Raw genomic sequence first — 26,471 nt, forward strand, 5'->3', positions numbered from 1 at the left:
GCTCGCGACGGGCGAGCGTTGCGCTAGCCTATATAGTGTTTGCTAAACACCCTCAAGCTGAGCTGTCGGCGATCTTGGCGCCTTAGGTGGATGCTAGGGCGTCACCGTCACCTTGGCCGCCGCGCCCGCCGCCGGGGGCAGGCCCGGACGGCTGACCGGCTGCCCGCCGCCGATCCAGAGATCCGCCGCGCCCGGGACCACGCTGGTCTTGCCGTCGGCGTCGACCGTGGCGAAGGCGGCGGCGTCCAGGGCGAAGGTCAGCTTGCGGGTCTCGCCGGTCTTGAGCGTGACGCGCTGGAAGCTCTTCAGCGCGCGCACCGGGGCGCCGGCCACGCCGGGGCGGGTGACGTACAGCTGGGCCACCTCGTCGCCATCGCGGCCGCCGGTGTTGGTGACGTCGACGCTGACGGTCAGCGGCTGGCCGGCCTTGACGCTGGCCTTGCTCAGCACCGGCTTGCCGTACTTGAAGCTCGTGTAGCTCAGGCCGTAGCCGAACGGGTACAGCGCCTCGCCCGTGAAGTAGCGATAGGTGCGGCCCGCCATCGTATAGTCCTTGAACGGCGGCAGCTGGTCGGCCGAGCGGTAGAAGGTCACCGGCAGGCGGCCGGCCGGGCTAAAGTCGCCGGCCAGCAGGCCCGCGACGGCCTTGCCGCCTTCGCCGCCGGGATACCAGGCCTCGACGATGGCCGGCAGCTTCTGGTCGGCCCAGTTCACCGACATCGCCGAGCCGTTGACCAGCACCAGCACGGTGGGTTTGCCGGTCGCGGCCAGGCCTTCCAGCAGCTTCTGCTGCGGGCCGGGCAGGTCGAGGCTGGTGCGGTCGCCGCCGGCGAAGCCCGGCGCGTGCACCGGCATTTCCTCGCCCTCGATCCGCGCCGACAGGCCGCCGACGAAGACGATCAGCTCGGCGTCCTGGGTGGCGGCGATGGCGGTGTCGGCATTGTCGGCCGGCTGGCTCCAGGTCAGTTTCTGGCCGCCACGATTGCCGTCCTGGCGGGCCTCGATGGTGATCGCATAGGCCTTGCCGGCGGTCAGCATGATGGTCTGGGCCTGGCCCGGATCCTGGAGCGCGTCCCAGGCGTCGGCGACCGGTTTGCCGTCGATCTTGATGCGCCAGCCGCGCTCGCCGTCGATGGCGAAGCTGTGCGGGCCGCTCTGCGTCGGCGTGACGAAGCCGCTCCAGCGGACCGAGGCCTTACGCTCGGTGCGCGTCGGCCAGCCCCAGCGGAAGTTGACATTGGCGTCGACGCGCGTCGTGGTCGGTGCGCCGGCCAGGTCCAGGCCCGCGAATTCCTCGACCTTCAGGCCCTTGGCCGCGCAGGCGGCGTCCTGGCAGAAGATCGCGTCCGGCGCCGGCGCGCTGGGCGGACCGATCAGGCCCGTGCCCGCGACATAGGTCACCTTGGCGTCGGGGAAGCGCTCGCGGATCCCGGCCAGCACGGTGATCGGCTTGGACGGCGTGCCGTTGTAGTTGCCCACCAAAGCATCGACGCTGTCGGCATTAGGGCCGATCACGGCGATCGATTTCGGCGCGGTCTTCAGCGGCAGCAGGCCGTCGTTCTTCAGCAGCACCATGGCCTTCTGCGCGGCCTTCAAGGCCAGGGCGCGGTGGGCGGGGGTGTCGTTGTCGGCGGCGGTGATCTTGGCGTACGGGCCCGAGCCTGGCGGATCGAAGAGGCCCAGGCGCATGCGGCCCTCGAACAGGCGGCGGGCGGCCTGGTCGACCTCGGCCTCGGTGGCCAGGCCCGTGCGCACGGCCTCGACGATGGCCGGGGCCTCGACGCCGTTGGCGCCGCCGAAGTCGCACAAGAGGTCGGTGCCGGCCTTGACCGTCACGGCGAAGGCCTCGGCCGGCGTCTCGCGATAGGCGTGCGAGGTCGGCAGCCAGACATCGGCGATGGCCGCGCAGTCCGAGACCACGTGGCCGTCGAACTTCCACTGGCCGCGCAGCTTGTCCTTCAGCAGCATGTCGCTGGCGCAGGCCGGCTGGCCGTCGACGGCGTTATAGGCGCACATCACCGACTGGGCCTTGGCCTTGGTCACCAGGGCCTCGAAGGCCGGCAGGTAGGTGTCTTCCAGGTCGTGGCGCGAGGGGTGGATGTCATCGCGATGGCGATCGGCCTCGGGGCCGCTATGCACGGCGAAGTGCTTGGCCATGGCCAGGGTCTTCAGGTGGTTCAGATCGGGCCCCTGCAGGCCCTCGACGAAGGCCGAACCCAGGGTCGCGGTCAGCTTGGGGTCCTCGCCCCAGGTCTCCTGGCCCCGGCCCCAGCGCGGGTCGCGGAAGATGTTGATGTTGGGCGACCAGACCGTCAGGCCGCGATACTGCGCCGAGCTGCCGTCGGGGCCGACCTTCTCGACATATTTGGCGCGGAACTCGGTGGCGATGGTGTCGGCGATCTCATGGACAAACGGCGCGTCCCAGGTGGCGGCCATGCCGATCGCCTGCGGAAAGACGGTGGCCTCACCGGCGCGAGCCACGCCGTGCAGGCCCTCATTCCACCAGTTGTAGGCGGGGACGCCCAGGCGCGGAATGGCGGGGGCGGCGTGCCGCAGCTGGGCGGCCTTTTCCTCCAGCGTCATGCGGCTGACCAGGTCGGCGGCGCGCTGGGCGGCGGGGAGTTTCGGGTCCTGGTAGGGGAGGGTCTGGGCCGTTGCTGACGAGGCGATGGCGAGCGCGATCAGCGAGGGCGCGATGGTCTTCAGCATGGTCGTTTCTCTCCCCGTCCCGGTTTCGTCACCGGTGTCAGCGCGGGGAAGCTAGCAGAAAAGGTAGCGGTAACAATAGCGACGGTTAGCGTCGCTTCAGCTTGCGGAGGGCGGCCTGCATCGCCTGGGCCTGGGCGGCGGGTGGTTTGCCCGCGTCGCGCGCCTGCTGGCGGGCCGCTTCGGCGATCAGGGGCGCGGTGGCGGTGTCCAGGCGGTCGAAGGCTTCGTGGACCATAGCCGACAGTTGGCGCGGCTTTGGCTGCGGGACCATGGCGGCGACCTTGCGGACCTCGGCCGCCATCTGGCCGCACAGGCGGGCCTTGTCGCGGGCCTTGGCGATGACGGCGGGGTCGTCGCTGGTCTCGGCGATGGCCCAGGCGGCGTCGAGGGCGGCCATCAGCTTGGCTTGCAGGTCGGCGCACCAGGCGGCGGGGGTTTGGGTCTGGCTCATGGGGTTAGCATGAGGCAGGCGGGAAGGGCGGGGATAAGAAACGGGTGTTTTTGGGTAAGAGGTTGTGATGACAGGGAAACGTCGGTGACTGAGCGGGGACAAGCACGGGATTTCCCTCTCCCCTTGCGGGAGAGGGTGGCCCGCGTAGCGGGTCGGGTGAGGGGTTGAAAGACAGAACCGCCGCGACCGGCCTATCGGCTGTCGCGGCGGTTTTCGTTTGTGCGACCCCTCATCCGTCGCCTGCGGCGACACCTTCTCCCGCAAGGGGAGAAGGGGGAGGGCTGTGGATAACTTTCTACCCCCCGAACCCCGCCGCCACGACCGCCCGCGCCACGTCGGCCAGCACGGCGCTACGCACGTCATCGTCCGAACTGCCCCGATCATGGAAGCTCGCGATTACCAGCGGCTTCCTGCCCGGCGGCCAGACGATCGCCACGTCGTTGGTCGTATCCACGCCGTTGTTGCCGGTCTTGTCGCCGACCCGCCAACCCTTGGGCAAGCCCGCCCGCAGGCGCTTGTCGCCGGTGCGGTTGCCCACCACCCAGGTCGTCAGTTGCTTGCGGGAGGCGGGGGTCAGGGTGTCGGTCGTGAACAGCGTCCGCCAGGTCTGGGCGATGGCGGCCGGTGAGGTGGTGTCGCGAAGGTCGTCGGGCGTTCCGGTGTTCAGCTCCGGCTCGCGGCGGTCGCAGCGGGTGGTCTTGTCGCCGATGGCGCGCAGGAAGCGGGTCAGGTCGGCGGGGCCATTCTGGCCCAGGGCGTCCAGCAGCAGGTTGGCGGCGGCATTGTCGCTCCAGGCGATGGTCGCCTGGCACAGGTCGCCGACGGTCATGCCCTGGCCGACATGCTTCTCGACCACCGGCGAATTGCCCATCAGGACCTCGCGGCCATAGACGATCTTGCGGTCCAGGCGCTCGCGGCCCTGGTCGACGCGGCGCAGGATCGCCGCCGCCAGGGGCGCCTTGAAGGTGCTGCACATCCGGAAGCGCTCGTCGCCGCGCCAGGCGAACTGGCGACCGGTGTGGGTGTCCAGCACCGCCACGCCCAGGCGGCCGCCGCTGCGCTGCTCCAATTCGTTAATACGTGAGCTAAGGGCAGAAGGCGGCGCATTGCTGAACACGGCGGCCTTGGCGAAAGCGGGCATGACAACAGGCGCGGCCGCCAGGGCCGTTAAGAACTTGCGACGGTGGAACATGGGTGGGGGTCTCCTTGCCCGCGGAACCTGCCGGGGGCTGGCCTTGGCCGCAAACGACGATACCTTGGCGGACCCATTAGTTCATCTAGGGTCATCCTTAATGAGCCGCGCTCAGCTGCCCCTGAACGCCCTGCGCGCCTTCGAGGCCTCGGCCCGGCACCTGTCGTTCACACGGGCGGCGATCGAGCTGTGCGTGACCCAGGCCGCCGTCAGCCATCAGGTGAAGGGGCTGGAGGCCCGCCTGGGCGCGGCCCTGTTCCGTCGCCTGCCGCGCGGTCTGGCCCTGACCGATGAAGGCCTGGCCCTGCTGCCCAGCGTGCGCGACTCCTTCGACCGGCTGGACGACGTGCTGGCCCGCTTCGAGGGCGGCCGGGTGCTGGAGGTGCTGAGCGTCGGGGTGGTGGGCACCTTCGCGGTCGGCTGGCTGCTGCCGCGTCTTCCCGCCTTCAGGGAGGCCCATCCGTTCGTGGACCTGCGGCTCTTCACCAACAACAACCGCACCGACCTGGCGGGCGAGGGGCTGGACTGCGCGGTGCGGTTCGGCGACGGGGCCTGGCACGGCACCGAGGCCTCGCCCCTGTTCGAGGCGCCGATGAGCCCGCTGTGCGCGCCGGCCATCGCCGAACGGATCGCCGAGCCCAAGGACCTGCTGGCCGAGACCCTGCTGCGCAGCTACCGCGCCGCCGACTGGCCCGACTGGTTCGCCGCCGCGGGCCTGTCGCCGCCGCCCATCCGCGGGCCGGTGTTCGACAGCTCGTGGGTGATGGTCGAGGCGGCGATCCAGGGATTTGGGGTGGCGCTGGCCCCGCCGATGATGTTTGCTCGCGACCTGCAGCAGGGGCGCCTTGTCAGGCCGTTCCCGACTCAGGTCAGCGCGGGTCGCTACTGGCTGACCTGGCTGAAATCCAGGGCTCCTACTCCGGCCCTGAAGGCCTTTCAGGCGTGGCTTTCCAGCACTGAAAATCAATAAAGAATCTTCGGAACCAAACGCCGAAAACGGCGCTCGTGCGCGGTTCTACTGGCTCTGAAAACGCTGCCATTACAACGGTATAGCTTGGCCCGGAAGCGCCGGAATCGCGCCCATCTTTGGCCAAGTTCGGCTGCCCGATTTGGTCCTGCGAGCGTTGCAGGACGTCTCGCCCCCACTACGGATGAGATGGAAACAATGATAGCAAGCACGAAGACGATGATGGTCGCCGCCGCCCTGGTGATGGGCGGCCTGTCGGTCAGCGGCTGCGCCACCAAGAAGTACGTGAACACCCAGGTGGGCGCGGTCAACGAGCGGGTCAGCGCTCATGACACCCAGATCGGTGAACTGGACAAGACCTCAAAGGACGCCCTGGACCGCGCCATCGCGGCCGGCAAGCTGGCCGAAGGCAAGTTCCAGTACGCCCTGGTGCTGAGCGACGACAGCGTGAAGTTCCCGGTCAACGCCGCGACCCTTTCGCCGGAAGCCGAACAGCGCCTCGCGGAGTTCACCGAGAAGCTGAAGACCGACAACAAGAACGTGTACCTGGAAATCCAGGGTCACACCGACAACTCGGGCTCGAAGGAATACAACGACGAGCTCGGCGAGAAGCGCGCCGAGACCGTGCGCAAGTTCCTGAGCGGCCACGGCGTCGCCCTGAACCGGATGGCGACGATCTCGTACGGCCAGGAAGCCCCGGTCGCCCCGAACGAAACGCGCGAAGGCCGGGCCCAGAACCGCCGCGTCGTCGTGATGGTGCTCAGCTAGTTTCGCGTTCCAGATGGGTTTTCCCGGTGCGCATCAACCCGGGAAAGCCCATCAGGGCGGACTCGCCGGCGCGGGAGTGAGCGCCGCGCCGGCGAGCTTTCTGCTGTTTAGGCGTTCGCGAAACGGGCGGCCGGCTTGTTGCGCGACAGGTTCGGAGCCATGGCCAGGCGGGCGGCGTTATAGGCGTCGAAGTCGGCCGCGTCCGGCAGCGACGGGATGGTGATCAGCTCGCCCTGGTCGAAACCGGCCAGCGCCGCGTCCACCAGGTCGTCGACGTCCATGACCATGTTGGGATCCAGCGCATTGACGTCGGAGCCCGAGCGCTCCCAGATTTCCGTGCGCGTGGCGCCGGGCAGGACCGCTTGCAGGCGCACCTTGCTGTCGCCGAACTCGACCCGCAGACCCTGGGTCAGATAGGTCACATAGGCCTTGGTCGCGCCGTACACCGGCGAGCGGAACTCGGGCAGCAGGCCCACCACCGACGACAGATTGATGATCGCGCCCGCATCGCGCGGCAGGAAGTTCTTGGCCGCCGCCGCCGCCAGGCGGGTCACGGCCGTGATGTTCAGCTGGATCAGCTTGTCGTGGGTGTCGCGGTCCACGGCCTCGAAGCCGCCCGAGGCCGAAGCGCCGGCGTTGTTGACCAGCAGGGTGATGGCCGTGTCGGTCGCCAGGCGGTCTTCCAGCTTGGCCAGATCAGCCTTGTTCGTCAGGTCGGCCTTGATGACCTCGATCTTGACGCCGGCTTCAGCGCGCAGGCGGTCGGCCAGGGCGTTCAGGCGGGCTTCGTCGCGGGCGACCAGGATCAGGTCGTAGCCGCGCTTGGCCAGGCGGTCGGCATAGGTGGCGCCGATGCCGGTCGAAGCGCCGGTGATCAGGGCGACGCCCTTGGTGCTGGCAGTGCTCATCGTGGTAGTCCTCAGTCTGTTGCCGAGGCCCCATCGGTCCGGCGTGACCCCTAGCTATGAGGTAACTTGCAATTCGCAAGTGACTTCCCAAATTATTTCCATGGCCGCTTCGCAAATCCCGCCCCAGCCTTCTTTCGAGACCCTGTCGTCCGCCGGCGGCAGCTCGCGGTACAAGCAGTGCCCCGTCGGGCGAACGCTGGAGCGGGTGGGCGACCCCTGGTCGTTCCTGATCCTGCGCGATGCCTCCCAGGGGCTGACCCGGTTCGACCAGTTCGAGAAAAGCCTGGGCGTCGCCCCCAACATCCTGACCAAGCGGCTGGCGGGTCTGGTCGAGAGCGGCCTGCTGGAAAAGCGCCGCTACAGCGAGCGGCCGCCGCGCTACGAGTATGTGTTGACGGACCTGGGGCGCGATTTCCAGCCGGTGCTGACCGCGCTGATGGCGTTCGGCAACCGTCACTTCTTCCCCGACGGCGTGGCCAGCGCCCTGTTCGACATCGAGACCGGACTGCCGGCCGAGCCGGTGCTGATCGACAAGGTCAGCGGCAAGCCGATCGACGGCCGCTCCTTCGTCTATGGCGCGGGCCCGACGGCGGAGCAGGACGTGCTGGACCGCGTGGCGTTCATGGGCCAGCCGCGCGGCTAAGCGATCAGATCAGGATCGTTCCGCTTCAGCCAGGCGGCCGCGTAGGAGCACAGCGGGGTGATCCGCATGCCCTCGGCGCGGGCCGTCTCGGCGACCTTGGTCATCAACCGCCCGGCCGCGCCGGTGCCGCGCAGGGCCATGTCGGCTTCCACGTGCGGGATCACCAGCCGGTGGCCTGAGCGCTGATAGTCAGCCACGGCCAGGAGGCCGTCGACCTCCAGCTCGTAGCGGCTGAGTTCGGGGTTGTGGCGGAAGGTGTCGGTCATGACGGGTGAACGCGTCTCGCGGCCAATCTGATCCGCCCTAGATGGGGTCAGACCAGCTCCACCGCCATGGCCGTGGCCTCACCCCCGCCGATGCACAGCGACGCCAGGCCCTTCTTGCCGCCCCGCGCCTGCAGCGCCGAGATCAGGGTGCACAGGATCCGCGCGCCCGAGGCGCCGATCGGGTGGCCCAGGGCGCAGGCGCCGCCGTTGACGTTCAGCTTGTCGGGATCGATGCCCAGTTCCTGCTGGGCGATCATGGCCACCACGGCGAAGGCCTCGTTGACCTCGAACAGGTCGACGTCCGAGACCTCCCAGCCGGCCTTCTTCAGCGCCTTCTTCATGGCCGGCACGGGGGCGGTGGTGAACAGGCCCGGCTCGTGGGCGTGGGCGGCGTGGCTGACGACCTTGGCGACGATCGGCAAGCCTAGGGCCTTGGCGACGCTTTCGCGGGTCATGACCAGGGCGGCGGCGCCGTCGCTGATCGACGAGCTGTTGGCCGCCGTGATGCCGCCGTCGCGGGCGAAGGCCGGGCGCAGGGTCGGGATCTTGGCCGGATCGGCCTTCAGCGGCTGCTCGTCGGTGTCGACGACTTCCGTGCCTTTGCGGGTGGTCACGCTCACCGGCGTGATCTCGGCCTTGAAGGCGCCGCTCTCGATGGCCGTCTTGGCCTTGGCCAGGCCTCGGGTCGCGTAGTCGTCCATGGCCTCGCGGCTGAACTGGTACTGGGCCGCCGTGTCCTCGGCGAAGGCGCCCATCAGCTTGCCGGGGGTGTAGGCGTCCTCCAGGCCGTCCAGGTACATCGAGTCCCACATCTGGTCGTGGCCGATGCGGGCGCCGCCGCGGTGCTTGGACATCAGGTAGGGGGCGCCAGTCATGCTCTCCATGCCGCCAGCCACGACCACGTCGACCGAGCCCGCGGCCAGGGCGTCATGGGCCATGATCGCGGCCTGCATGCCGCTGCCGCACATCTTGTTGACTGTGGTCGCCTCGACCGAGAGCGGCAGGCCCGCGCCCAGCGCCGCCTGACGCGCCGGCGCCTGGCCCAGGCCCGCCGGGAGCACGCAGCCCATGATGATCTGCTCGACCTTGTCGCCCGCCACGCCGGCCCGCTCGATGGCTGCCTTGACCGCCGCCGCGCCCAGATCGGTGGCCTTCACCCCGCCCAGAGCGCCCTGGAAGCCGCCCATCGGCGTGCGGGCGTAGGCGACGATGACGACGGGATCGGACGAGGACATGAACTAGGCTCCCTGAACTGATTTTGAGGCGAGATAGGCCTTCATCACCCGATCATGCGCAAGAGGGTTGCGAGATTGTGATGGGAAAGGGGCGAGGAGGTGTTGGCCAAAGCCGCGCCTCCTCGCCAGTCGTGCAATAACCGAGAGAGTCAATTGCGATAAAAAACCTACTGTGGTTCATCTTCAAACGCAACGGTCTCTTGCTTTCCCCCGCGGAACGCCGCACCCTGCCAAAATGGGCCGCACAGCTGACTATACGAACGAACGTTGCTCGGTCGCCGCCACCCTCGAGGTCGTGGGCGATCCGTGGACCCTGCTGATCCTCCGCGACGCCTTCGCCGGGGTGAAGCGCTTCGAGCAGTGGCAGGAGCGGCTGGGCGTGGCCCGCAACGTCCTGGCCGCGCGCCTGAAGACCCTGGTCGGCCACGGCGTCATGGAGACCCGGCGCTATTCCGAGCGCCCGCCGCGCCACGAATATTGGCTGACCGACAAGGGCAAGGCCCTGTCGCCGGTGCTGCTGACCATGTCGGAATGGGGCGATCGCCACGTCTATGGTCGCGACAACTCCCCGGTCCTGTTCCGCCACAAGAGCTGTGGCTGCGCCTTCCACCCCGTCCTGGCCTGCGAGGAATGCGGCGAGGTGGTCCAGCGCCGCGACCTGGAGCGCATCTCCCAGGACCAGCACCCGATGACCGTCGGCGAGGCTCTCGAGGCCATCAAGATCGCGGCCGAGTAGGGGCTGTTATCGGCCGAGGGTCAGTAGGAACTTGTCCAGCAATTCCTCCATCCCAGCGCCGCCGGACGTACCGTTGTCCTTGGCGTCGAGCAGCTTGCACAGCTGACCCACCGTCAGTTCGAGCATCAGTCTGCCATTTTCGCGCAACGCGCCGCGCGCGGCGGCCTTTGCGTCGTCGCTGAGACCCTTGGGTGAGATGATGACGGCCGTGGCGCGCAGGGCTTTTGGATAGAGATATTTCTCGGTGATGTGGATCAGGTTCGGGGGCACTGGATCCTTATAGTTCTTGAACTCGAACAGGATGTAGCGCGTGCTGAAGTCTTCAATCAGCGTGCGGCAGAAAACATCTTCACCGGTCACCTTGGCCAGCGCGTCGTAGCGCTTGTCCTCGCCATCAACCGATTTCTGAGAAGTCCATTTATCGAGCACCCCGTCGAAGACGTGGATCAAAGCATCTTGGCATATTTGCTCGAATAACCACCAAGCGGCACCTTCGCGCTGAGGTGGGCTTTTCAGCTTAATCTTCTTCTTGCTGCTGGTGGAAAATGTCCCAAGTTCTTTGAGCTCTTGGATCAGGCTGTAGCCTTTTGGCGGCGCCGAGGGCTGATATACGCGCGCAGTAGCGCGCGGCGCCTGTACTTTTATGCGCAGAATTTCTGCATGGTCGACTACGGCATCCTCGTCTGGTGCGGCGTCCTTGGCAGCGTCCGGAGCGCGCTCGATTGGACGGTCGAAGTCCTTCAATGCCGAATTCAGCTCGCGGTCGAACTCAGTGAGTTCGTTAAGCAAGTCAGCGTCTCTGCGAGCCCAAACAAGGAGATCATCTAGACCTAACAGCATTACGCCATTCAAGACGCTCTGCTCGTTGGGCATTTGGCTACGGGGGAGGTTGCTTATGAGGAGCGCGTTGTTTGCCTGAAGGGAGGTTTGGGCCGCGTCAAGCCGCTCACACGTACGACGGACGTCGAGGGGATTCGGCGCGCGAGTTCGATAAAGTTTTACCTCGACGACGGATCGCGTGCCGGAAGGCGAAGTCAAAAGCATGTCGATGGTGATGGTTCTGCCCTCACCGCCTATGGCGGTTTGGATAGACCTTTCGACTTTAAACTTCTGAGTCTCGAACAGCTTGGCGGCCAGCGTCTCGAAGCGATAGCCGCGCTCCTGGCGCGGATCTTCATTGTCGATCGCCGTCATTCTTCAAACCCTCCAACCACGGCATATTGTTTGGGTTGAGTTCGTTTAAAATTCATCTCTTGGGTGGAATTAAAAGCCGATGCTCTTCGCACTGTGCGGAGCCAACATGTTCCCACTGGGCGGCTGTGTTCGGATCATGCCGCTCCGTTCAATCAGGAGCGAAGTCCGCATCGTGACCCAGGAGACAGGCCTCGGCCGCGAGGCGCGCGTTCGCGCCTACGCCTTCGCGGTGGTGTGCACCGGGCTAGGTTGGACGGGCGCGATCATCGGGCATCAGACGGACATTGTCGCGGTCAAGGCGGCCTTGATCCTGGCCGTGGTCGCGTGCGGCGTGGCGGTGCTTTTCACCGGCTTCATGGTCCGCGAGATGGCGCCGCGAGAAGACCGGCGCCTGCTTGCCTTCCATTGGAAGGTGATCCCGTGGTGGCTGGCGATCACGCCGATGGGCTCGCTGTTCGTATTCGGCGTGTCGGCCCTGAGCGTGGGCCTGGCCGTGGGGGTCTCGCTCCTGATGGCGCTGCCGAGGCTGACCGTCTGGGAGTTCGTCGAGCTGGCCGAGGGGCGCAGCGCGCATGCGGCCGATCCTCCGCGATACGGGCCGACCGTGCTCGGCGGCGAGGGCGAGAAGCCCAAGGGCCGGGACTAGTCCGCCACCCCGCCGCGCAACGGATCCTCGCCGTCCAGCTCCTCGATGTGCTGGCGTTGACGGCGGACGCCGTCGGCCGTGGCGTCCGCCTCCGGCGCGGGCGTCATCTCCGGCTCGACCGGCTCCTTGTCCTTGCGTTCCATCAGCGCAGCGCCCGCGTCACCAGCTGGGCCGCGCCCACCGTCAGGGCGTCCTCGACCAGGCCGCTCTTGGTCTGGCCGAAGCGGTCCAGGGCCTTCATGCGCAGGTGGAAGGTGACATAGGCCGCCGCCACCGCCGCGCCGGCGGCCAGCGCGCCGCCCAGCAGCATCCTCTTGCGTGGAGCCAAGGCCGCGCCGGTGAAGCCCGCCGTGATGACCCGGGCGGCGATGCCCAGCGGCACGATGCGGTCCGGAGCCGACTTCAGCTTGTCGCCCCACAGCTCGCCGGCGGCCAGGGCCTTGGTCCCGGCGGCGATCAGGGGATGGCCCAGCAGCTGGGCGGAGGGGTTGTTGGCTTCCAGATGGCCGCCATGCGCGGCCTCGCTGACGGCGGCCAGCGGGGTCATGGAACGAGAGCCGGCCGACAGGCCGATGAGCAGGGATCGGAGCATGTGGGTCTTCCGTGTGGGTTCTTGGTCTGAACCCCGGAAGACCCGGTTCGATCCGACGCTTAAGCCTTGACGTAGACGAACGCGTCCAGGCCCGAGCCCAGCACCACGGCGATGCGCTTGTAGTCGTCGACCTCGTAGTCGTCGGCCGCCGCCAGTTCCTGAGCCGTGATCTCGAACACCGCGCCGGGGATGGCTTCGGCCGGATCGTCGCTGGGGGTGACGATCGGGTGGAATTCCTGGCCGCTGGTCGCCAACACGGCCGGATCGGTGATCCGCACCATGGTCTTGGCGAAGCCGGGCAGGGTGTCGGCCTGGCCTTTCAGGAGGCGTCCGAAGGTTTCGATCTGCACGCTCTCCTGCTGCAAGGTGCCGTAGGAGAAGAGGCGGATCGGGGCTTCGGACATCGAGGGCTCCTTAGGCGAGGTCCATCTCGCGGACCGTGGCGGCGATGAAGCCGCCGCCCAGCACGCGTTCGGGGTCGGCGGGGTCGTAGAGCACGCAGGCCTGGCCGGGCGCGACGCCTTCCTCGGCGCCGTCGAACACGACCGACACCGTGTCGCCCAACAGCGTCAGGCGACCGGCGACCGGCTCGCGGGTCGAGCGCACACGGGCCAGTACCGGCTGGCCGTCCTGGGCGGCGGCCTCCAGGCTGTCCTGGCCGCCCAGCCAGCTGCCTTCCTTCAGGGTGAGGGAGGCGGTCAGCAGGGCCTCGCGCGGGCCGACGATGACGTGGCGCTGGTCGGCGTCGATCTTGACCACGAACAGCGGGTCGCCGACGGCGATGTTCAGGCCGCGACGCTGGCCGATGGTGTAGCGGGTCACGCCCTCGTGGCGGCCCAGCACGCGGCCGTCCAGGTGCACGATGTCGCCGGCTTCCGCGCCTTGCGGGCGGATGCGGTCGATGACCGTGGTGTACTTGCCTTCGGGCACGAAGCAGATGTCCTGGCTGTCGGGCTTGTCGGCGATGGCCAGCCCCAGGCCGAAGGCGACGGCGCGCACGGTCGGCTTGTCCATCCCGCCCAGCGGGAAGCGCAGGAAGTCCAGCTGGTCGCGCGTGGTGGCGAACAGGAAGTAGCTCTGGTCCTTGGCGGGGTCGGCGGCGCGACGCAGTTGCGGGCGGTTACCGCCACCCGCGAACGCGCGCTGCACATAATGCCCGGTGGCCATGGCTTCGGCGCCCAGGTCGCGGGCGACGTCCAGCAGGTCGCGGAACTTGACGGTCTGGTTGCAGCGCACGCAGGGGATCGGCGTCTCGCCGCGCAGATAGGCGTCGGCGAAGTCCTCGATGACCTGCTCGCGGAAGCGGCTTTCGTAGTCCAGCACATAGTGCGGGATGCCGATGCGCTCGGCGGCCATGCGGGCGTCCAGGATGTCCTGGCCGGCGCAGCAGGCGCCCTTCTTGGTGATCGCCGCGCCGTGATCGTAGAGCTGCAGGGTCACGCCGACGACGTCATAGCCGGCCTTGGCCAGCAGGGCGGCGGTGACGGTGGAATCCACGCCGCCGGACATGGCCGCGACGATCCGCGTTCCTTCCGGCAGGCCGACGGCCTCGCGCACCTGTTCGACCGCGCGCGCGATGAGGGCGTCGGTGTCGTTCGGGGCGGCGGTGGTCAGGACGTCGGCGTTCATCCGCCGCCATATAGCGGCTGGGGGGCGGTTTTGCGAGGTCAGGGGAGGGCGGCGTGTCGCCGCCCCCTTACTTCAGCACGTTCAGCAGCGACGAGGCCTGCAGGGTCGAGAACACCTGGGCCGAGGCCTGGACGGCCAGCTGGGCGGCCTGCAGGCGGGTGACAGCGTCGGCCATGTCGACGTCGGTGATGCCGCCGACCATGGCGGTCAGGGTGTCGGACTGGTTCGACAGGTCCGTCTCGGCGGCCTCGAAGCGCTTCTGGGTCACGCCGTTCTTGCCCTGGGCGTCGACCACGCTTTTCTGGGCCGCGTCGAACACCGGCAGCAGGCCCTTCAGGAAGTTGACCTGGGCGTCGTCCAGATTGCCGGTGAACGGGCCGTTGGCGTCGACATAGGCCTGCACCTGCTTGAAGGCCTCGAACACGTCCGTGCCGATGGCGTCGCCCAGGATGCCGGTCTTGGCGTTGGTCTGCTCGTCGACCCGGTTGGTGGCGATGTACTGGTCGTTCTGGAACAGGTCCGAGGTGATCGGCACGCTGGTCAGGTCGTTCATGGTCGTGGCGGTGGTCGTGGGCGTGTCGGTCTTGGCGCCCGAGAAGACATAGAGCCCGTTCGACTTGGCGTTCAGGCCCTGCACCACCTCGCCGAAGGCGGCGGTCATCTGCTGCATCAGGGTGGTGGCGCTGCCGGCCGCCAGGGCGTTGGCGATGGCCTCGCGTCCGCTCTGGGTGGCGTTGGAGATCCGGCCAAGGCCGGTGTCCTGCATCTCCAGCCGGTTGCCGACCATCTTGGTCTGGTCCACGAGGCCATTGATCTTGGTCTGGGTGCTGCGCATGGCGGTCAGCATTTCGGCGTTTTTGGCATAGCCCTTCAGGTCGCTGGCGACCTTCTGGCTGGACACCTGGCCGCCGACCTCGTTCTGGCGGATCTGCGCCCTCATGAGGTTGGAGGTCATGATGTTGTAGTTCTGGACGGTGGAGACGCGGGTCATGGCTTACCCCAGGATTCCGGTGAGCACGTCGAACATGTCCTTGGTCGCCTGGATCAGGCGGGCCGAGGCGTTGAAGGCTTGCTGGTAGGTGGTCAGGTTGATCAGTTCTTCGTCGAGGTTGACGCCCTCTTCCGACTGGCGCTGGCTGTCGACCTCGCTGGACACCGCCTCGGCGGCGTCCTTGCGGCTGGCGGCGGTGGCGGACTTGCGGGCGATCGAGCCGCTGAAGTCCGAGGCGTAGCGGTTGACGCTCATATTGACCGCCGCCGCGTCGCCGGCGATCCCGAAGGCGGTGGTGTTGTCGCCGGCCTTGGCCAGGGCCAGGGCGCCGCGGCCGTCGCCGATGGCCAGGGCGGGGCTGCCGCCGACGATCTGGGTCAGGTCCAGCTGGGCGAAGGGGACCAGCTTGGGGTCGGCGTCCATCGCCTTGCTGACGAAGAACTTCTCGCCGCGGGTGCTGCGCTCGGCCGGGCCGATGCCGAACAGCTGGCTGGCCGAGGGGCCGCCGACGCCGCGCTCGGTGGTGTCGGCCACGACCGACATGGTCACCGGCGTCGTGGCGTTCGAGGTGAAGTTGATCTGGCCCTTGTCGTTCATCGTGAACACGCCGTACAGGCCCGTGCCGTTGGCGCGGGAGTTCAGCGAGTCCAGCATGTCCTGCATGGTGCCGCCGACGGGCGGCGCCACGACGATGTCGCGGATGCGGCCGCCTTCGACGTCGGTGAGGCGGATGGTCATGGCGCCCGAGGTGAAGCCGTTCGGGTCGGTCGGGGTCAGGCCCGTCTCGTACGGCGAATAGCCGTTCGTGCGGATGATGTCGTTCAGGCCGAAATAGTGGCTGAAGCCCTTGCCGGCCTTGTTCGCCGGGGTCGTCGCGTCGTCCTGGATGGCCACGCCCAGGCCACCCGAGCCGCTGATGCTGAGCGCCCCGCCCGAGAACCCGGCATTGCCCTGGCCGCCCAGGGCGGTGTTCAACTGGGTCATGAAGTTGGTGGTGTTGAAGGCCGGGCCGGCCGCGCCGTTGACGCTCATTGTGCCGGCGTCGAAGTCGATGTCGATGCGGCGCTGGATGACGCCGCTGGAGTCGGTCAGGGCGATCGTGGTCTTGCCGGTCATGCCGGTGATCGCCGCCTGGGCGTCCAGGCCGGTGTTGCGGCCGGTCAGGGTGGTCGGCGCGGGCACCGACGAGGCGGCGTTGGACGCGCGGTTGATCTCTTCAGCCGCGCGCGAGGTGAACTCGCCCAGCTGGTCGGACAGGTTGACCAGGTCGACGTTGCGCACGTCCAGCAGACCGCGGATCTCGCCGCTGGTGATGTTCAGCGGGGTGGGCTGCACCGAGCCGTTGGCCAGCTGCACCGTCAGGTAGCCGGTGGCGGTCGGCGAGGTTTCGTAGCTGATCTTGGCCGAGCCGTCGCCGGCCAGCGGCAGGCCTTCGGTCGAACGCACATAGACGCCGCCCAGGGTGCGGGGCGCGACCTGGACGTTCATCAGCTTGCTGAGTTCGTCGATCAGGCCGCTCTGGACGTTCTCGGCGCCGGTGGCGTCGGCCCCGGCCACCTTGGCGCGGGTGATGTCGGTGTTCAGGCCGTCGATCTGGCTGAGCAGGTCGTTGACGCGGTTGACGTCGGCCGAGATGCGGGTGTCGGCGTCCTTGCCCAGCTTGGACAGCGACGAGGTGATGCGGCTGGACTCGCTGAGGAAGTCGTCCACGCGGGTCAGGGCCTGGGTGCGCAGCAGGGACGAGGAGGGATCGTCCTGGGCCGACGAGAAGGCCGAGAAGATGCTGTCCAGCGTCGTGAAGAAGCTGGTGTCGTCGCTGGGGTTGCCGAACAACTGCTGGGCGCTGTCCAGCGTGCTGGCGACGACCGAGGCGCGGCCGCTGTCCGAGGCGGCGTTCAGGCTGGCCGACTGCAGGAAGCGGTCGGTCGCGCGCTTGATGGCGTCGATGCTGACGCCCACGCCCATGCCGTTGGACAGCAGGTTCGACTGGCTGACCGTCTTGCGGACATAGCCGACGGTGTTGACGTTGGCGATGTTGTCCGACGTGACGCGCAGACTCGTCTGCGCGGCCATCATGCCGGACGTCGCCGTGGTCATGATCGCATTCAGCGACATGCGGTAACCCCCTTCAGCTCGGCAAACCGCGCAACGCACGACGCGTCATTGCCCGGCGAAACTTGCCGGGTCGCGGTGGGGATCAGGCCCCGTTGATGTGCCAAGCCATTGAAATTCAAGGCGATAAGTTCCGGTGGTCGGAAATTCGACAAGGGACCATGCGCAATTACGGCGCCAACTCGCCCGGTGAGGGGGGCGCGACGCGCCGACGCGGCAACTCACGTCCCTCATGACCCCGAGGACTCGGCAAAAAGCGCCGCACGACGACCGATTTTGCTTCGTAAACAGGGGGTTAAACTCAATGAAAACAGCATGTTGAGTGCAATTTTCCGAGTTGGCCCGACCGTTGCTCAGAGGGAGGCCGAACAAGGCGTGTTCGTCATGGACCGCCGCCCAGCCCGAGCAACGACTGCGAATGACCGCGATCGCCGCACCCACCGCCGCTCTTCCCGCCGCGCCGCCCCTGGCGACGGGCGCCAAGACGTCCAACGACGCCTTCGACGCCATGCTGGCGATCGCCGGTCGCGATGACGAGGCCCCGGCGCCGGCTCCGGCCCCGCGTTTCTCGCGTGCGGACCTCAAGAGCGACGCTCGCGACGACAGCCGCGGCGACGTCCGTGACGACCGACGTGACGTCAATGACGATCGCCGCGATGACCGCCGCGACGTGAAGGCCGACAAGCCGACCCGCGCCGACTCCAAGAACGACACCCGCGCTTCGGATCGTGCGGACCGCGCTGACCGCGCTGACCGCGCCGCCGATCGCGCCGACGACGCCCAGGAGGCCAAGGCCGCCGCCGCCGACGCCAAGTCGGACGTCGCTGACGCCAAGGCCGCCGCCAAGGCTGACGCCAAGGCCTCGGACAAGACCGACGCGACCAAGGACGCCAAGGCCGACGTCGCCAGCGACAAGAGCGACGCCAAGACCGAAGTCGCGGACAAGGACGCCGGCCAGGTCGACGCGACGCAAGCCGCCGCCCAGGCCGCCGCCACGCTGATCGCGGCGATGACGGCCCCCGTGCAAGCCCCGGTCCAGGCCGAGCCGACCGCCGAGGCCCAGCCGGTCGTCGACGCGACCGCCGCGACCGCCGACCAGGCCACGGCCTTCGCCGCCGCCGTCGACGCCGCCCAGACTCAGCCCGTGGCCGCCGAGGGCGACCAGACGGCTCAGGCCGCCGTGGCCCAGCCGGTCCAGGCTCAAGCCCAGGCCCAGGTCCAGGCCCAGCCGGTTCAGGCGCAGGCCGCCGCGACGACCGCCCCGGTCGCCGCCGCGCCGGAAGGCCAGGCCGTCGACGCCGCCGCCCTGGAAGCCCTGGCCCAGCTGGCCACCGAGGAAGCCGCTCCGGTGGTCGCCGAGGACGCCGCCGCGCCGAAGGCCGCCGAGGTCAAGACCGCCGACGCCGCCAAGACGACCGAGGCCCCGAAGGCCGCCGTCACGGCTCAGCCCGTCGCCCCGGCCCCGACGCCGGCCGCGCCGGTCGCCGCGCCCGTGGTCGAGGCCAAGATCGTCGCCGACGCCGCTCCGGCCGACGCCGCCGCTGAAACCGTCGCGCCGGAAGCCATCGCCCAGGCCGCTGACGCCGTCGCCGTCGAGACCGTCGCGCCGGACGTCGCCAAGACCGCCGCCAAGACCGCCGAGGCTCCCAAGGCCGCGTCGTCGCCCGCCGCCGCCCAGACCCAGGCCGCCGACGCCGTCGCCGTCGAGACCGCCCAAGCCGTGACCGCCGTCGCCGCAGGCGTCGCCGGCGCCGAAACCAACGCCGTCGCCAAGGGCTCGGACGCCGGCGTCGCGGCGGTCGCCTCGGTCGACGCTCCGGCCGCGGCCGCCAGCGCCGACGTCGACACCAACGCCATGGCCGCGCCGGCCCCGGCCGCCCAGGCCTCGGCCAGCAACGCCGCGAGCACGGCCGCCGCCGCTCCGGTGCGTGGCTCGCCCGAGACGGTCGCGGCCCTGTCGGCCGAAATCGTCAAACGCGCCGGCGAAAAGGCGACCCGCTTCGACGTCACCCTGACCCCGGACAACCTGGGCAAGGTCGACGTGCGCATCGAGATCGCTCGCGACGGCACGATGACCGCCTCGATGAAGTTCGACACGCTGCACGCCGCCCAGGAGCTGCGCGGCAAGGCCAACGAACTGCGCCAGGCCCTGAGCGACGCCGGCTTCACCGTCTCGGACAACGGCCTGTCGTTCGACGTCTCCAGCCAGAACAACGGCCAGAACTCCAATCCCTTCCTCGCCTTCCAGGACTTCGGCGATCAGGGCCAGCGCGCCTTCTCGGGCCGGGCCTTCCAGTCCGCCCTGAACGGCGACGAAGACATTCTCATCACCCCCGAACTGCTGCCCGGTCTGAAGACGACCGCCGACAGCGGTTTGGACATCCGTATCTAGGAAGGACAGCGTTATGACCGACGCCATCTCGTCGCAGAACACCAAGTCCGTCCTGGACAAGATCAACAACTCGCGGACCTCGCTGGCCAACAACGAGGACACGTTCCTGAAGCTGCTGACCACGCAGCTGAAGAACCAGGACCCGCTGTCGCCGACCGACACGACCCAGATGACCCAGCAGATCACCCAGATGACGGGTGTGGAGCAGCAGCTGGTCACCAACGACCTGCTGGCCGCCCTGGTGGGCATGAACACCGGCACGGGTCTGTCGGAAGGCGTCAACATGATCGGCAAGCAGGTCACGGCGACGACCGACAACTCGACCCTGAAGGACGGCAAGGCCACCTTCACCTGGAGCCAGCCGGGCGCCTCGAGCTCGCTGAGCGTCGAAGTCAAGAACGCCGCCGGCAAGGTGGTCCGCACCATCAAGCCGGACGACCAGAAGAGCGGCGCCCACAGCCTGACCTGGGACGGCAAGGACGACGCGGGCGTGCAGCTGGAAGACGGCGGCGTCTACACGATCAACGTCATCGCCAAGGGCGCCGACGGCAAGGACATCAAGGCGACCAACGTCAAGGGCCGCACCGAAGGCCTGGTCACGGCGGTCGACAACTCCACCGGCCAGCCGATGGTCGTCATCAACGGCAAGTCGGTCCCGGTCGACAACGTCATCGGCGTCACCGCCGTCGCAAGCACTCCAGAGGCGGACAAAGAAGCCGCCTGATCCCTCTCTCGCTAATTCTCCTATCGAACGGGCGTCAGAAAGACGCCGACGCGGTCCCCGGAAGACGGTCTTCCCCCGGACCCAAACGCAAACAGCGCTGAACCCTTCGAACCCCATTTAGAAGCAGGATTTCAGTCATGAGCATCAACAGCGCCATGCTCGCCGGCGTTTCCGGTCTGATCGCCAACTCGTCGGCCCTGGCCGCGATCTCGGACAACATCGCCAACGTCAACACGGTCGGCTACAAGCGTTCGACCTCGAACTTCTCGACCCTGGTCACCTCGGGCTCGAAGAACCAGACCTACAGCGCCGGCGGCGTTAAGGCCCAGACGCACCAGTTCATCAGCCAGCAGGGTCTGACCCAGTCGACGACGTCGAACCTGGACCTGTCGATCTCGGGCTCGGGCTTCTTCGTCGCCACGGAAAAGCCGGAAGGCCTGACCGCCACCGACACCCGTTCGTTCACCCGCGCCGGCTCGTTCCAGCTGGACAGCCTGGGCTACCTGCGCAACGACGCGGGCCTGTACCTGCAAGGCTGGCTGGCCGACCCGGTCACCGGCATGATCACGCCCGACCCGTCGGACCTGATGCAGCTGTCGTCGATCAACGTGGGCACCGTCGGCGGCACCGCCGAGAAGACCACCCGCGTCGGCGTCAACGCCAACCTGCGTTCGGAGCAGCCCGTCGCCGCCGCCGTCTCGTACAAGGTCGGCACCGCCGGCTCGGCGTCGTTCACCGGCGTTCCGGATAGCGCCACGCCCTCCAAGAACCACGACTTCGACGTCGTCTACAGCTCGACCGGCGTCGCCAACCCGGTGGGCACGCCCAGCCAGAACCAGTACCAGGTCGATATCAAGGAAAACGGCGTCATCGTCGCCACCGGCATCGTCGGCTATGACGCGACCTCGGGCGCCCTGCTCAGCTCGACCCTGGACTACAAGGGCGCCTCGCCGGTCGTCGGCAGCACCACGACCGTGCGCATCAACGGCACCGACACCGTCCAGCTTTCCGACCTGGGCATCGTCGGCAATACGCCGGCGGACACCGACGCCAAGGCCGGCAAGCTGTACGACCCCTCGACCTGGTCGATGTCGGACTACGCCAAGGACAACAGCAAGGGCGTGAAGCCCGACTTCGAGATCCAGATCCCGCTGTCGGACTCCAAGGGCGGTCAGCGCACCGTCACCCTGTCGCTGCTGAAGGCTCCGGGCCCGAACCAGTGGTACGCCGAACTGCGCGCCAAGCCGGGCGACCTGGCCAACAACGGCAACGGCCTGATCAGCTCGGGCATCGTCGAGTTCACCACGGACGGCAAGCTGAAGGACACGGGCAACCTGTTCGGCACCAGCAGCCCGACCTCGATCTCGATCGCCGCCTCGGGCACCGCCGTTGACCCGCTGAACCCGAACGCCCCGATCTGGGCCGACGGCCTGGGCATCGACACCCAGGACGTCCAGATCGACCTGGCCAGCGCCGCCGGCGGCCTGACCCAGTACAACAGCCAGTCGGTCGTCCAGTCGGTCAACACCAACGGTACGGCCTTCGGTAACCTGACCAACATCGAAGTGGACGAAGACGGCTACGTCTCGGCGATCTTCGACAACGGCGTCACCCGCCGGATCGCTCAGGTCGCCGTGGCGACCTTCTCGAACCCGAACGGCCTGAAGGGCGTCAACGGTAACGCTTACCGCGTCACCAACGAAAGCGGCACCTACAGCCTGAAAGCTCCGGGCTCGGGCGGCGCCGGTTCGCTGGCCCCGTCGACCCTGGAAGCTTCGACGGTCGACCTGTCGACCGAGTTCACGGGTCTGATTACGACCCAGCGTGCTTACTCGGCTTCGTCGAAGATCATCACGACGGCGGACCAAATGCTGGAAGAACTTCTGAACATTAAGCGCTGATCATAGGGATTAACGCTCTTTAATTCTTGTGTTTCACATCGAGACACTACGGACTGCTTAAGAGCCATCTCGTTTAGGTCTTTTTTTACTGTTGGAATTAAGCCGCTGTTATTGGGCGGCGCCTATAGTGAGGCCTCAACAGTGATGGTTGTGGGAAAGGCGTAAAGCCATGTTGCAACAGCAGCGCACGAACAGCCGGGGTGAAAAGTACGTCATCGGTCCGACCGGTGCGCCTCTGACTCTCTCCGACTTGCCGCCGCCGGAAACCCAGCGTTGGGTGATCCGTCGTAAAGCCGAGGTCGTGGCCGCCGTCCGCGGGGGTCTGCTCTCGCTCGACGAGGCTTGCGATCGCTACAAGCTGACGAACGACGAGTTCCTCAGCTGGCAGCAATCGATCGACCGGCACGGTCTGGCGGGCCTGCGGACCACGCGGATCCAGCAGTATCGTTAAGACCCGCGAGGGGGTGCGTTAATGTGACCACCCTCTCACGGTCCTGAAAATCCCCAAGGCCTTGCGCCAAAAGGGTTTGAAGACGTTCAGCGGCCGCTCCCGAAAGGGGGCGGCCGCGACGTTTTGGCGCCTCCGACGCCCCCTTCCGGACCCAAATATAAACGCCTCGTTTACCTTGTACCGGGTAAATCTTGCCTACCGACGGGCGGTTCTCGTTCGCCTCGTCGGTCCCTCCTTGGCGGAGGGCCGTGGGATCAAGGGTGAGGCTTCGTGGAAAGCTTTCTGGGTTCGATCAAGCAGTTTGGCGTCGGCCGTCTGGCCGCGATGCTGGGCGTTGGCGCCGGCGTCGTCGCGGTCCTGGTGGCCCTCGTCATGTTCATGGGCAAGGAGCCCAGTGAACTGCTGTATTCGAACCTGGACCTGAAAGAGGCCTCCACCGTCACCCAGGCGCTGGATCAGGCCGGCATCAAGTACGAGACCAAGGGCGACGGCTCGACCATCATGGTGCCGCGCGACAAGGTCGCCAGCGCCCGCCTGATGATCGCCGGCAAGGGCCTGGTGAGCTCGGGCTCCATTGGCTACGAAATCTTCGACGGCAACAACGCGCTGGGTCAGACCGACTTCGTCCAGCAGCTGAACCGTCAACGCGCCCTGCAGGGCGAACTGGAACGCACCATCAAGGCCATGCAGGGCGTCAACAGCGTCCGCGTCCACCTGGTGCTGCCCAAGCGTCAGCTGTTCGAGGAAGACGCCGAGCAACCGTCGGCCGCCGTCACGATCGGCGTCGGCGCTCGCGAGCCCTCGTCGGAAATGGTCCGCGCCATCCAGAACCTGGTCTCGTCGTCGGTCCCGAACATGAAGGCCGAGAAGGTCGCGGTCATCGACCAGCACGGCAAGACCCTGTCGGCCCCGTCGGACGACAGCCTGGCCGGCAAGGAAGCCGAGGACCGCCGCACCGAGGCCGAGGCCCGCATCGCCAAGACCGTCAAGGACATGATCGAAGGCGTGCTCGGCCCGGGCAAGGCCCGCGTCAACGTCACCGCCGACATCAACCTGGACCGCGTCACCACGCAAGAAGAGCGCTTCGATCCGGATGGCCAGGTCGTCCGCTCGGAAAGCTCCAACGAGGCGGGCAGCTCCGAAACCAAGAACGACGACAATTCGGGCGTCACCGCGACCTCGAACGTGCCCGGCCAGGGCGGCGGCGCCGGCTTCCAGCCGCTGGGCTCGCGCTCGAACGAGACCGGCACCGTCACCAACTACGAGATCTCCAAGTCGGTGAAGACGACGGTCCAGGAGCCCGGCACGATCAAGAAGGTCGCCGTGGCCGTGGCCATCGACGGCGTCACCGCGCCTCCCGCCAAGGACGGGACGCCGGGCGCCTATACCCCGCGCACGCCGCAGGAGATCGCCCAGATCGAAGAGCTGGTGAAGACCGCCGTGGGCTTCGACGCCCAGCGCGGTGACCAGGTCAAGGTCACCAACATCAAGTTCCCGCAGCCCGAGGACCAGGGCCTGGAAAAGCAGGGCCTGCTGTCGGGCTTCGACAAGAACGACATCATGCGCTTCGCCGAACTGGGCATCCTGGGCGTCGTGGCCCTGCTGATCCTGCTGTTCGCGGTCCGTCCGTTCATCAAGAACCTGTCGGCCCCCGCGCCGGCCCAGATGGCCCTGGCCGGCCCTGGCCAGCCGGTGACCCGCCTGGTCACCCTGTCGGACGGCACCCAGCAGCAGGTCGTGGTCGACCAGTCGGGCGAGCCGATCGCCATCGCCGGCCCCAGCGGCGGCAGCGACATCGACTCGCGTATCGACATCGCCAAGATCGAGGGTCAGGTTAAGGCCTCGTCGATCAAGCGGGTTTCCGAGTTCGTCGAAAAGCACCCCGACGAGTCGGTCGCCATCCTGCGTAACTGGCTGCACGAGTCGAACTGATGGCCATGAAAGTCGCCGTCACTGACCTGAAGAACCTGTCGGGGCCCGAAAAGGCCGCGATCGTTCTGCTCGCGCTCGGTGAAGACCACACCAAGATCTGGGAAGCCCTGGACGACGAGGAGATCAAGGAAGTCTCCCAGGCCATGGCCGGCCTCGGCACGGTCTCGGCCAGCGTGGTCGAAGAGCTGCTGGTCGAGTTCGTCTCGGGCATGAGCTCGACCGGCGCGATCATGGGTTCGTACGAACAGACCCAGCGCCTGCTGGCCTCGTTCATGCCCCAGGAAAAGGTCGACGCCCTGATGGAAGAGATCCGCGGTCCGGCGGGTCGAACCATGTGGGACAAACTGGGCAACGTGAACGAAGCCGTTCTCGCCAATTATCTGAAGAACGAATATCCGCAGACCGTCGCCGTCGTGCTGTCCAAGGTGAAGAGCGACCACGCCGCCCGCGTGCTGGCCTGCCTGCCGGAAGACTTCGCCCTGGAATGCGTCACCCGCATGCTGCGGATGGAGCCGGTGCAGCGCGAAATCCTCGACAAGATCGAGATGACCCTGCGCACCGAATTCATGTCGAACCTGGCGCGCACGTCCAAGCGCGACAGCCACGAGATGATGGCCGAGATCTTCAACAACTTCGATCGCCAGACCGAAGCCCGCTTCATCGCCGCCCTGGAAGAGCGCAACCGCGAGGCGGCCGAGCGTATCCGCGCCCTGATGTTCGTGTTCGAGGACCTGTCGAAGCTGGACCCGGGCGGCATCCAGACCCTGCTGCGCGGCACGCCGAAGGAACAGCTGGCCCTGGCCCTGAAGGGCGCCTCGGACAAGCTGCGCGACCTGTTCTTCTCGAACATGTCGGAACGCGCCGCCAAGATCATGCGCGAGGACATGGAGAGCATGGGCCCCGTGCGCCTGAAGGACGTCGACGCCGCCCAGGTGGGCATGGTGCAGGTCGCCAAGGACCTGGCCGCCAAGGGCGAGATCATGCTGGCCGGCAGCGGCGGCGACGACGAGCTGATCTACTGAGGAGGATGGCATCATGATGGACACCCCTCGCAAGTTCGGCTTCGACACGGTCTTCGACGACCGCGGCGGCGTCGCCTACACCCCGCCCAAGGTCAAGAAGACCTGGACGGCCGAAGAAGTCGAAGCCGCGCGCCAGCAGGGCTTCCAGGACGGCGAGCGTTCGGCCGTCGCCCGCGCCGAGCAGGAAGCCGCCCACGCCCTGAACGACGTGGCCAACGCCATCCGCGAAGCCTTCGGCGCCTTGACCCACGTGGCGCACGAGCACCGCGAAGGCTCGGCCATGCTGGCCCTGGCCTGCGCCCGCAAGATCGCCGACGCGGCCCTGCACCACTTCCCCGAGGCCCCGGTCGCCGCGGCCCTGGAGGCCCTGGCCCGCGAGGTCGAGGCCCAGCCGCGCATCTTCGTCCGGGTCTCGCCCGAGCTGGAAGAGCGCACGCAGGCGGCGCTGGAAAACGTCGCCGCCCAGATCGGCTACCAGGGCCAGATCGTCGCCCGCGCCGACGGCGGCATGGCCCCCGCGGCCTTCACTTTCGACTGGGGAGACGGCCGCGCGGCCTTCGACCCGGAAGGCGCCGCTCACCGCGTCGCCGAAGCGCTGGAGGGGGCGATCGCCGCCGAAGGCCTCCACGCCGAACCCATGTTCTCCTGAGAAGGCTGAAGTACGATGGCCGAAGACAATCTCCCGCTCGACGAATTCGGAGGCGCGATGCTCGCCTCGGAAATGCCGATCGAGCTCAGCGACAAGACCGCGTCGGACCTGGCGCCGGTCTTCGACGTGCCGGTCAACATCTCGGCCGTGCTGGGGCGCGCGCACATGTCCGTGGCGCAGCTGCTGCAGCTGGGCCAGGGCTCGATCCTGGAGCTGGACCGCAAGGTCGGCGAGGCGATCGACATCTATGTCAACAACCGCCTGGTCGCCCGGGGCGAGGTCGTCGTCGTCGACGAACGCCTGGGCGTGACCATGACGGAAATCATCAAGGACGGCGACCAGGGCTAAAGCCCAGGTCGAG

The 26,471-nt window shown here is 67.6% G+C and carries 27 protein-coding genes and 1 pseudogene; 13 read left to right on the top strand and 15 right to left on the bottom strand.

Annotated elements, in window-relative coordinates; genetic code table 11:
• Positions 1-93: 93 nt before the first annotated feature.
• From J7528_RS02415 to bla, 4 genes and pseudogenes are all read right to left on the bottom strand, one after another.
• Positions 94-2,709 carry a glycoside hydrolase family 3 C-terminal domain-containing protein gene (locus J7528_RS02415; protein ID WP_291870946.1) on the bottom strand — a complete coding sequence of 872 codons (2,616 nt, stop codon included), beginning with the start codon at positions 2,707-2,709 and terminating at the stop codon, positions 94-96.
• A gap of 85 nt (positions 2,710-2,794) precedes the next feature.
• Positions 2,795-3,160, bottom strand: a complete 366-nt coding sequence (locus tag J7528_RS02420; RefSeq protein ID WP_291870948.1) for a DUF2330 domain-containing protein — start codon at positions 3,158-3,160, stop codon at positions 2,795-2,797.
• 112 nt (positions 3,161-3,272) lie between these two features.
• Positions 3,273-3,424, bottom strand: a pseudogene (locus J7528_RS02425) (hypothetical protein); the annotation flags it as partial.
• Positions 3,425-3,455: 31 nt separating this feature from the next.
• Positions 3,456-4,352 carry a class A beta-lactamase gene (gene bla / locus J7528_RS02430; protein ID WP_291870949.1) on the bottom strand — a complete coding sequence of 299 codons (897 nt, stop codon included), beginning with the start codon at positions 4,350-4,352 and terminating at the stop codon, positions 3,456-3,458.
• Positions 4,353-4,452: 100 nt separating this feature from the next.
• On the opposite strand from bla, the gene J7528_RS02435 reads away from it, so the two are divergent.
• Complete coding sequence (locus tag J7528_RS02435) at positions 4,453-5,322, top strand: LysR family transcriptional regulator (RefSeq protein WP_291870951.1); 870 nt, start codon at positions 4,453-4,455, stop codon at positions 5,320-5,322.
• Positions 5,323-5,517: 195 nt separating this feature from the next.
• Positions 5,518-6,087: an OmpA family protein gene (locus tag J7528_RS02440; RefSeq protein ID WP_291870953.1), complete on the top strand. Its 570-nt coding sequence runs from the start codon at positions 5,518-5,520 to the stop codon at positions 6,085-6,087.
• 107 nt (positions 6,088-6,194) lie between these two features.
• On the opposite strand, the gene J7528_RS02445 is transcribed toward J7528_RS02440, so the two are convergent.
• Positions 6,195-6,995, bottom strand: coding sequence for an SDR family oxidoreductase (locus J7528_RS02445; RefSeq protein WP_291870955.1), 801 nt, complete (start codon positions 6,993-6,995; stop codon positions 6,195-6,197).
• A gap of 100 nt (positions 6,996-7,095) precedes the next feature.
• Here J7528_RS02445 and J7528_RS02450 point away from each other — a divergent pair, with 100 nt between their 5' ends.
• Positions 7,096-7,638: a helix-turn-helix domain-containing protein gene (locus J7528_RS02450; protein ID WP_291870957.1), complete on the top strand. Its 543-nt coding sequence runs from the start codon at positions 7,096-7,098 to the stop codon at positions 7,636-7,638.
• On the opposite strand, the gene J7528_RS02455 is transcribed toward J7528_RS02450, so the two are convergent.
• Positions 7,635-7,904, bottom strand: a complete 270-nt coding sequence (locus tag J7528_RS02455) for a GNAT family N-acetyltransferase (RefSeq protein WP_125156035.1) — start codon at positions 7,902-7,904, stop codon at positions 7,635-7,637. The genes J7528_RS02450 and J7528_RS02455 overlap by 4 nt on opposite strands.
• Positions 7,905-7,951: 47 nt before the next feature.
• A complete protein-coding gene (locus tag J7528_RS02460) occupies positions 7,952-9,139 on the bottom strand; it encodes an acetyl-CoA C-acyltransferase (protein WP_291870962.1) in 1,188 nt (395 codons plus the stop codon).
• Between the two features lie 235 nt (positions 9,140-9,374).
• On the opposite strand from J7528_RS02460, the gene J7528_RS02465 reads away from it, so the two are divergent.
• Complete coding sequence (locus tag J7528_RS02465) at positions 9,375-9,875, top strand: helix-turn-helix domain-containing protein (protein ID WP_291870964.1); 501 nt, start codon at positions 9,375-9,377, stop codon at positions 9,873-9,875.
• 6 nt (positions 9,876-9,881) lie between these two features.
• Here J7528_RS02465 and J7528_RS02470 read toward each other — a convergent pair whose 3' ends face one another.
• Complete coding sequence (locus J7528_RS02470; RefSeq protein WP_291870966.1) at positions 9,882-11,069, bottom strand: hypothetical protein; 1,188 nt, start codon at positions 11,067-11,069, stop codon at positions 9,882-9,884.
• A 106-nt stretch (positions 11,070-11,175) separates the two neighbouring features.
• On the opposite strand from J7528_RS02470, the gene J7528_RS02475 reads away from it, so the two are divergent.
• Entirely contained in the window at positions 11,176-11,715 is a 540-nt protein-coding gene (locus J7528_RS02475) for a hypothetical protein (RefSeq protein ID WP_291870968.1), read from the top strand.
• On the opposite strand, the gene J7528_RS02480 is transcribed toward J7528_RS02475, so the two are convergent.
• From J7528_RS02480 to J7528_RS02510, 7 genes are all read right to left on the bottom strand, one after another.
• Positions 11,712-11,858 (bottom strand): hypothetical protein, encoded by a 147-nt coding sequence (locus J7528_RS02480; protein ID WP_291870970.1) that lies wholly within the window; start codon positions 11,856-11,858, stop codon positions 11,712-11,714. The two genes, J7528_RS02475 and J7528_RS02480, sit on opposite strands and share 4 nt — an antisense overlap.
• Positions 11,858-12,307 (bottom strand): DUF4126 domain-containing protein, encoded by a 450-nt coding sequence (locus tag J7528_RS02485; RefSeq protein ID WP_291870972.1) that lies wholly within the window; start codon positions 12,305-12,307, stop codon positions 11,858-11,860. Before J7528_RS02485 ends, J7528_RS02480 begins: the two co-directional genes overlap by 1 nt.
• A 59-nt stretch (positions 12,308-12,366) precedes the next feature.
• Positions 12,367-12,711 (bottom strand): gamma-glutamylcyclotransferase family protein, encoded by a 345-nt coding sequence (locus tag J7528_RS02490; protein WP_291870974.1) that lies wholly within the window; start codon positions 12,709-12,711, stop codon positions 12,367-12,369.
• 10 nt (positions 12,712-12,721) lie between these two features.
• The gene (gene mnmA / locus J7528_RS02495; protein ID WP_291870976.1) at positions 12,722-13,936 is read right to left on the bottom strand and encodes a tRNA 2-thiouridine(34) synthase MnmA; all 1,215 of its coding nucleotides are present in this window, start codon (positions 13,934-13,936) and stop codon (positions 12,722-12,724) included.
• Between the two features lie 67 nt (positions 13,937-14,003).
• Positions 14,004-14,927, bottom strand: coding sequence for a flagellin (locus J7528_RS02500; protein WP_291870978.1), 924 nt, complete (start codon positions 14,925-14,927; stop codon positions 14,004-14,006).
• Between the two features lie 3 nt (positions 14,928-14,930).
• Positions 14,931-17,042, bottom strand: coding sequence for a flagellar hook-associated protein FlgK (flgK, locus tag J7528_RS02505; RefSeq protein ID WP_291870980.1), 2,112 nt, complete (start codon positions 17,040-17,042; stop codon positions 14,931-14,933).
• Entirely contained in the window at positions 17,033-17,161 is a 129-nt protein-coding gene (locus tag J7528_RS02510; RefSeq protein ID WP_291870982.1) for a hypothetical protein, read from the bottom strand. The genes flgK and J7528_RS02510 overlap by 10 nt, the downstream gene beginning before the upstream one ends.
• A 296-nt stretch (positions 17,162-17,457) precedes the next feature.
• Between J7528_RS02510 and J7528_RS02515 the strand changes: the two genes are divergently transcribed.
• The 8 genes from J7528_RS02515 to fliN all read left to right on the top strand — a co-directional run bounded on the left by J7528_RS02515 (position 17,458) and on the right by fliN (position 26,458).
• Positions 17,458-19,431, top strand: coding sequence for a flagellar hook-length control protein FliK (locus tag J7528_RS02515; RefSeq protein WP_291870984.1), 1,974 nt, complete (start codon positions 17,458-17,460; stop codon positions 19,429-19,431).
• A gap of 13 nt (positions 19,432-19,444) precedes the next feature.
• A complete protein-coding gene (locus J7528_RS02520) occupies positions 19,445-20,155 on the top strand; it encodes a flagellar hook assembly protein FlgD (RefSeq protein WP_291870986.1) in 711 nt (236 codons plus the stop codon).
• Positions 20,156-20,292: 137 nt separating this feature from the next.
• Positions 20,293-22,056: a flagellar hook protein FlgE gene (flgE, locus tag J7528_RS02525; protein ID WP_291870988.1), complete on the top strand. Its 1,764-nt coding sequence runs from the start codon at positions 20,293-20,295 to the stop codon at positions 22,054-22,056.
• A 169-nt stretch (positions 22,057-22,225) separates the two neighbouring features.
• Positions 22,226-22,507: a CtrA inhibitor SciP gene (gene sciP / locus J7528_RS02530; RefSeq protein WP_099580735.1), complete on the top strand. Its 282-nt coding sequence runs from the start codon at positions 22,226-22,228 to the stop codon at positions 22,505-22,507.
• A gap of 270 nt (positions 22,508-22,777) precedes the next feature.
• On the top strand, positions 22,778-24,439 hold the full coding sequence (fliF, locus tag J7528_RS02535) for a flagellar basal-body MS-ring/collar protein FliF (RefSeq protein ID WP_291870993.1): 1,662 nt from the start codon (positions 22,778-22,780) through the stop codon (positions 24,437-24,439).
• Positions 24,439-25,461 carry a flagellar motor switch protein FliG gene (fliG, locus tag J7528_RS02540; protein WP_291870995.1) on the top strand — a complete coding sequence of 341 codons (1,023 nt, stop codon included), beginning with the start codon at positions 24,439-24,441 and terminating at the stop codon, positions 25,459-25,461. Before fliF ends, fliG begins: the two co-directional genes overlap by 1 nt.
• Before the next feature lie 13 nt (positions 25,462-25,474).
• Positions 25,475-26,110, top strand: coding sequence for a flagellar assembly protein FliH (locus tag J7528_RS02545; RefSeq protein ID WP_291870997.1), 636 nt, complete (start codon positions 25,475-25,477; stop codon positions 26,108-26,110).
• Positions 26,111-26,125: 15 nt separating this feature from the next.
• Positions 26,126-26,458, top strand: a complete 333-nt coding sequence (fliN, locus tag J7528_RS02550) for a flagellar motor switch protein FliN (protein ID WP_291870999.1) — start codon at positions 26,126-26,128, stop codon at positions 26,456-26,458.
• Positions 26,459-26,471: the final 13 nt, after the last annotated feature.

The sequence above is a fragment of the Caulobacter sp. genome (assembly GCF_017744445.1).
Classification (GTDB): domain Bacteria; phylum Pseudomonadota; class Alphaproteobacteria; order Caulobacterales; family Caulobacteraceae; genus Caulobacter.

Coding starts and splice junctions, on each gene's coding strand:
- J7528_RS02415 (WP_291870946.1), bottom strand. CDS start 2,709: ATGCTGAAGACCATCGCGCCCTCGCTGATCGCGCTCGCCATCGCCTCG.
- J7528_RS02420 (WP_291870948.1), bottom strand. CDS start 3,160: ATGAGCCAGACCCAAACCCCCGCCGCCTGGTGCGCCGACCTGCAAGCC.
- bla (WP_291870949.1), bottom strand. CDS start 4,352: ATGTTCCACCGTCGCAAGTTCTTAACGGCCCTGGCGGCCGCGCCTGTT.
- J7528_RS02435 (WP_291870951.1), top strand. CDS start 4,453: ATGAGCCGCGCTCAGCTGCCCCTGAACGCCCTGCGCGCCTTCGAGGCC.
- J7528_RS02440 (WP_291870953.1), top strand. CDS start 5,518: ATGATAGCAAGCACGAAGACGATGATGGTCGCCGCCGCCCTGGTGATG.
- J7528_RS02445 (WP_291870955.1), bottom strand. CDS start 6,995: ATGAGCACTGCCAGCACCAAGGGCGTCGCCCTGATCACCGGCGCTTCG.
- J7528_RS02450 (WP_291870957.1), top strand. CDS start 7,096: ATGGCCGCTTCGCAAATCCCGCCCCAGCCTTCTTTCGAGACCCTGTCG.
- J7528_RS02455 (WP_125156035.1), bottom strand. CDS start 7,904: ATGACCGACACCTTCCGCCACAACCCCGAACTCAGCCGCTACGAGCTG.
- J7528_RS02460 (WP_291870962.1), bottom strand. CDS start 9,139: ATGTCCTCGTCCGATCCCGTCGTCATCGTCGCCTACGCCCGCACGCCG.
- J7528_RS02465 (WP_291870964.1), top strand. CDS start 9,375: ATGGGCCGCACAGCTGACTATACGAACGAACGTTGCTCGGTCGCCGCC.
- J7528_RS02470 (WP_291870966.1), bottom strand. CDS start 11,069: ATGACGGCGATCGACAATGAAGATCCGCGCCAGGAGCGCGGCTATCGC.
- J7528_RS02475 (WP_291870968.1), top strand. CDS start 11,176: ATGTTCCCACTGGGCGGCTGTGTTCGGATCATGCCGCTCCGTTCAATC.
- J7528_RS02480 (WP_291870970.1), bottom strand. CDS start 11,858: ATGGAACGCAAGGACAAGGAGCCGGTCGAGCCGGAGATGACGCCCGCG.
- J7528_RS02485 (WP_291870972.1), bottom strand. CDS start 12,307: ATGCTCCGATCCCTGCTCATCGGCCTGTCGGCCGGCTCTCGTTCCATG.
- J7528_RS02490 (WP_291870974.1), bottom strand. CDS start 12,711: ATGTCCGAAGCCCCGATCCGCCTCTTCTCCTACGGCACCTTGCAGCAG.
- mnmA (WP_291870976.1), bottom strand. CDS start 13,936: ATGAACGCCGACGTCCTGACCACCGCCGCCCCGAACGACACCGACGCC.
- J7528_RS02500 (WP_291870978.1), bottom strand. CDS start 14,927: ATGACCCGCGTCTCCACCGTCCAGAACTACAACATCATGACCTCCAAC.
- flgK (WP_291870980.1), bottom strand. CDS start 17,042: ATGTCGCTGAATGCGATCATGACCACGGCGACGTCCGGCATGATGGCC.
- J7528_RS02515 (WP_291870984.1), top strand. CDS start 17,458: ATGACCGCGATCGCCGCACCCACCGCCGCTCTTCCCGCCGCGCCGCCC.
- J7528_RS02520 (WP_291870986.1), top strand. CDS start 19,445: ATGACCGACGCCATCTCGTCGCAGAACACCAAGTCCGTCCTGGACAAG.
- flgE (WP_291870988.1), top strand. CDS start 20,293: ATGAGCATCAACAGCGCCATGCTCGCCGGCGTTTCCGGTCTGATCGCC.
- sciP (WP_099580735.1), top strand. CDS start 22,226: ATGTTGCAACAGCAGCGCACGAACAGCCGGGGTGAAAAGTACGTCATC.
- fliG (WP_291870995.1), top strand. CDS start 24,439: ATGGCCATGAAAGTCGCCGTCACTGACCTGAAGAACCTGTCGGGGCCC.
- J7528_RS02545 (WP_291870997.1), top strand. CDS start 25,475: ATGATGGACACCCCTCGCAAGTTCGGCTTCGACACGGTCTTCGACGAC.
- fliN (WP_291870999.1), top strand. CDS start 26,126: ATGGCCGAAGACAATCTCCCGCTCGACGAATTCGGAGGCGCGATGCTC.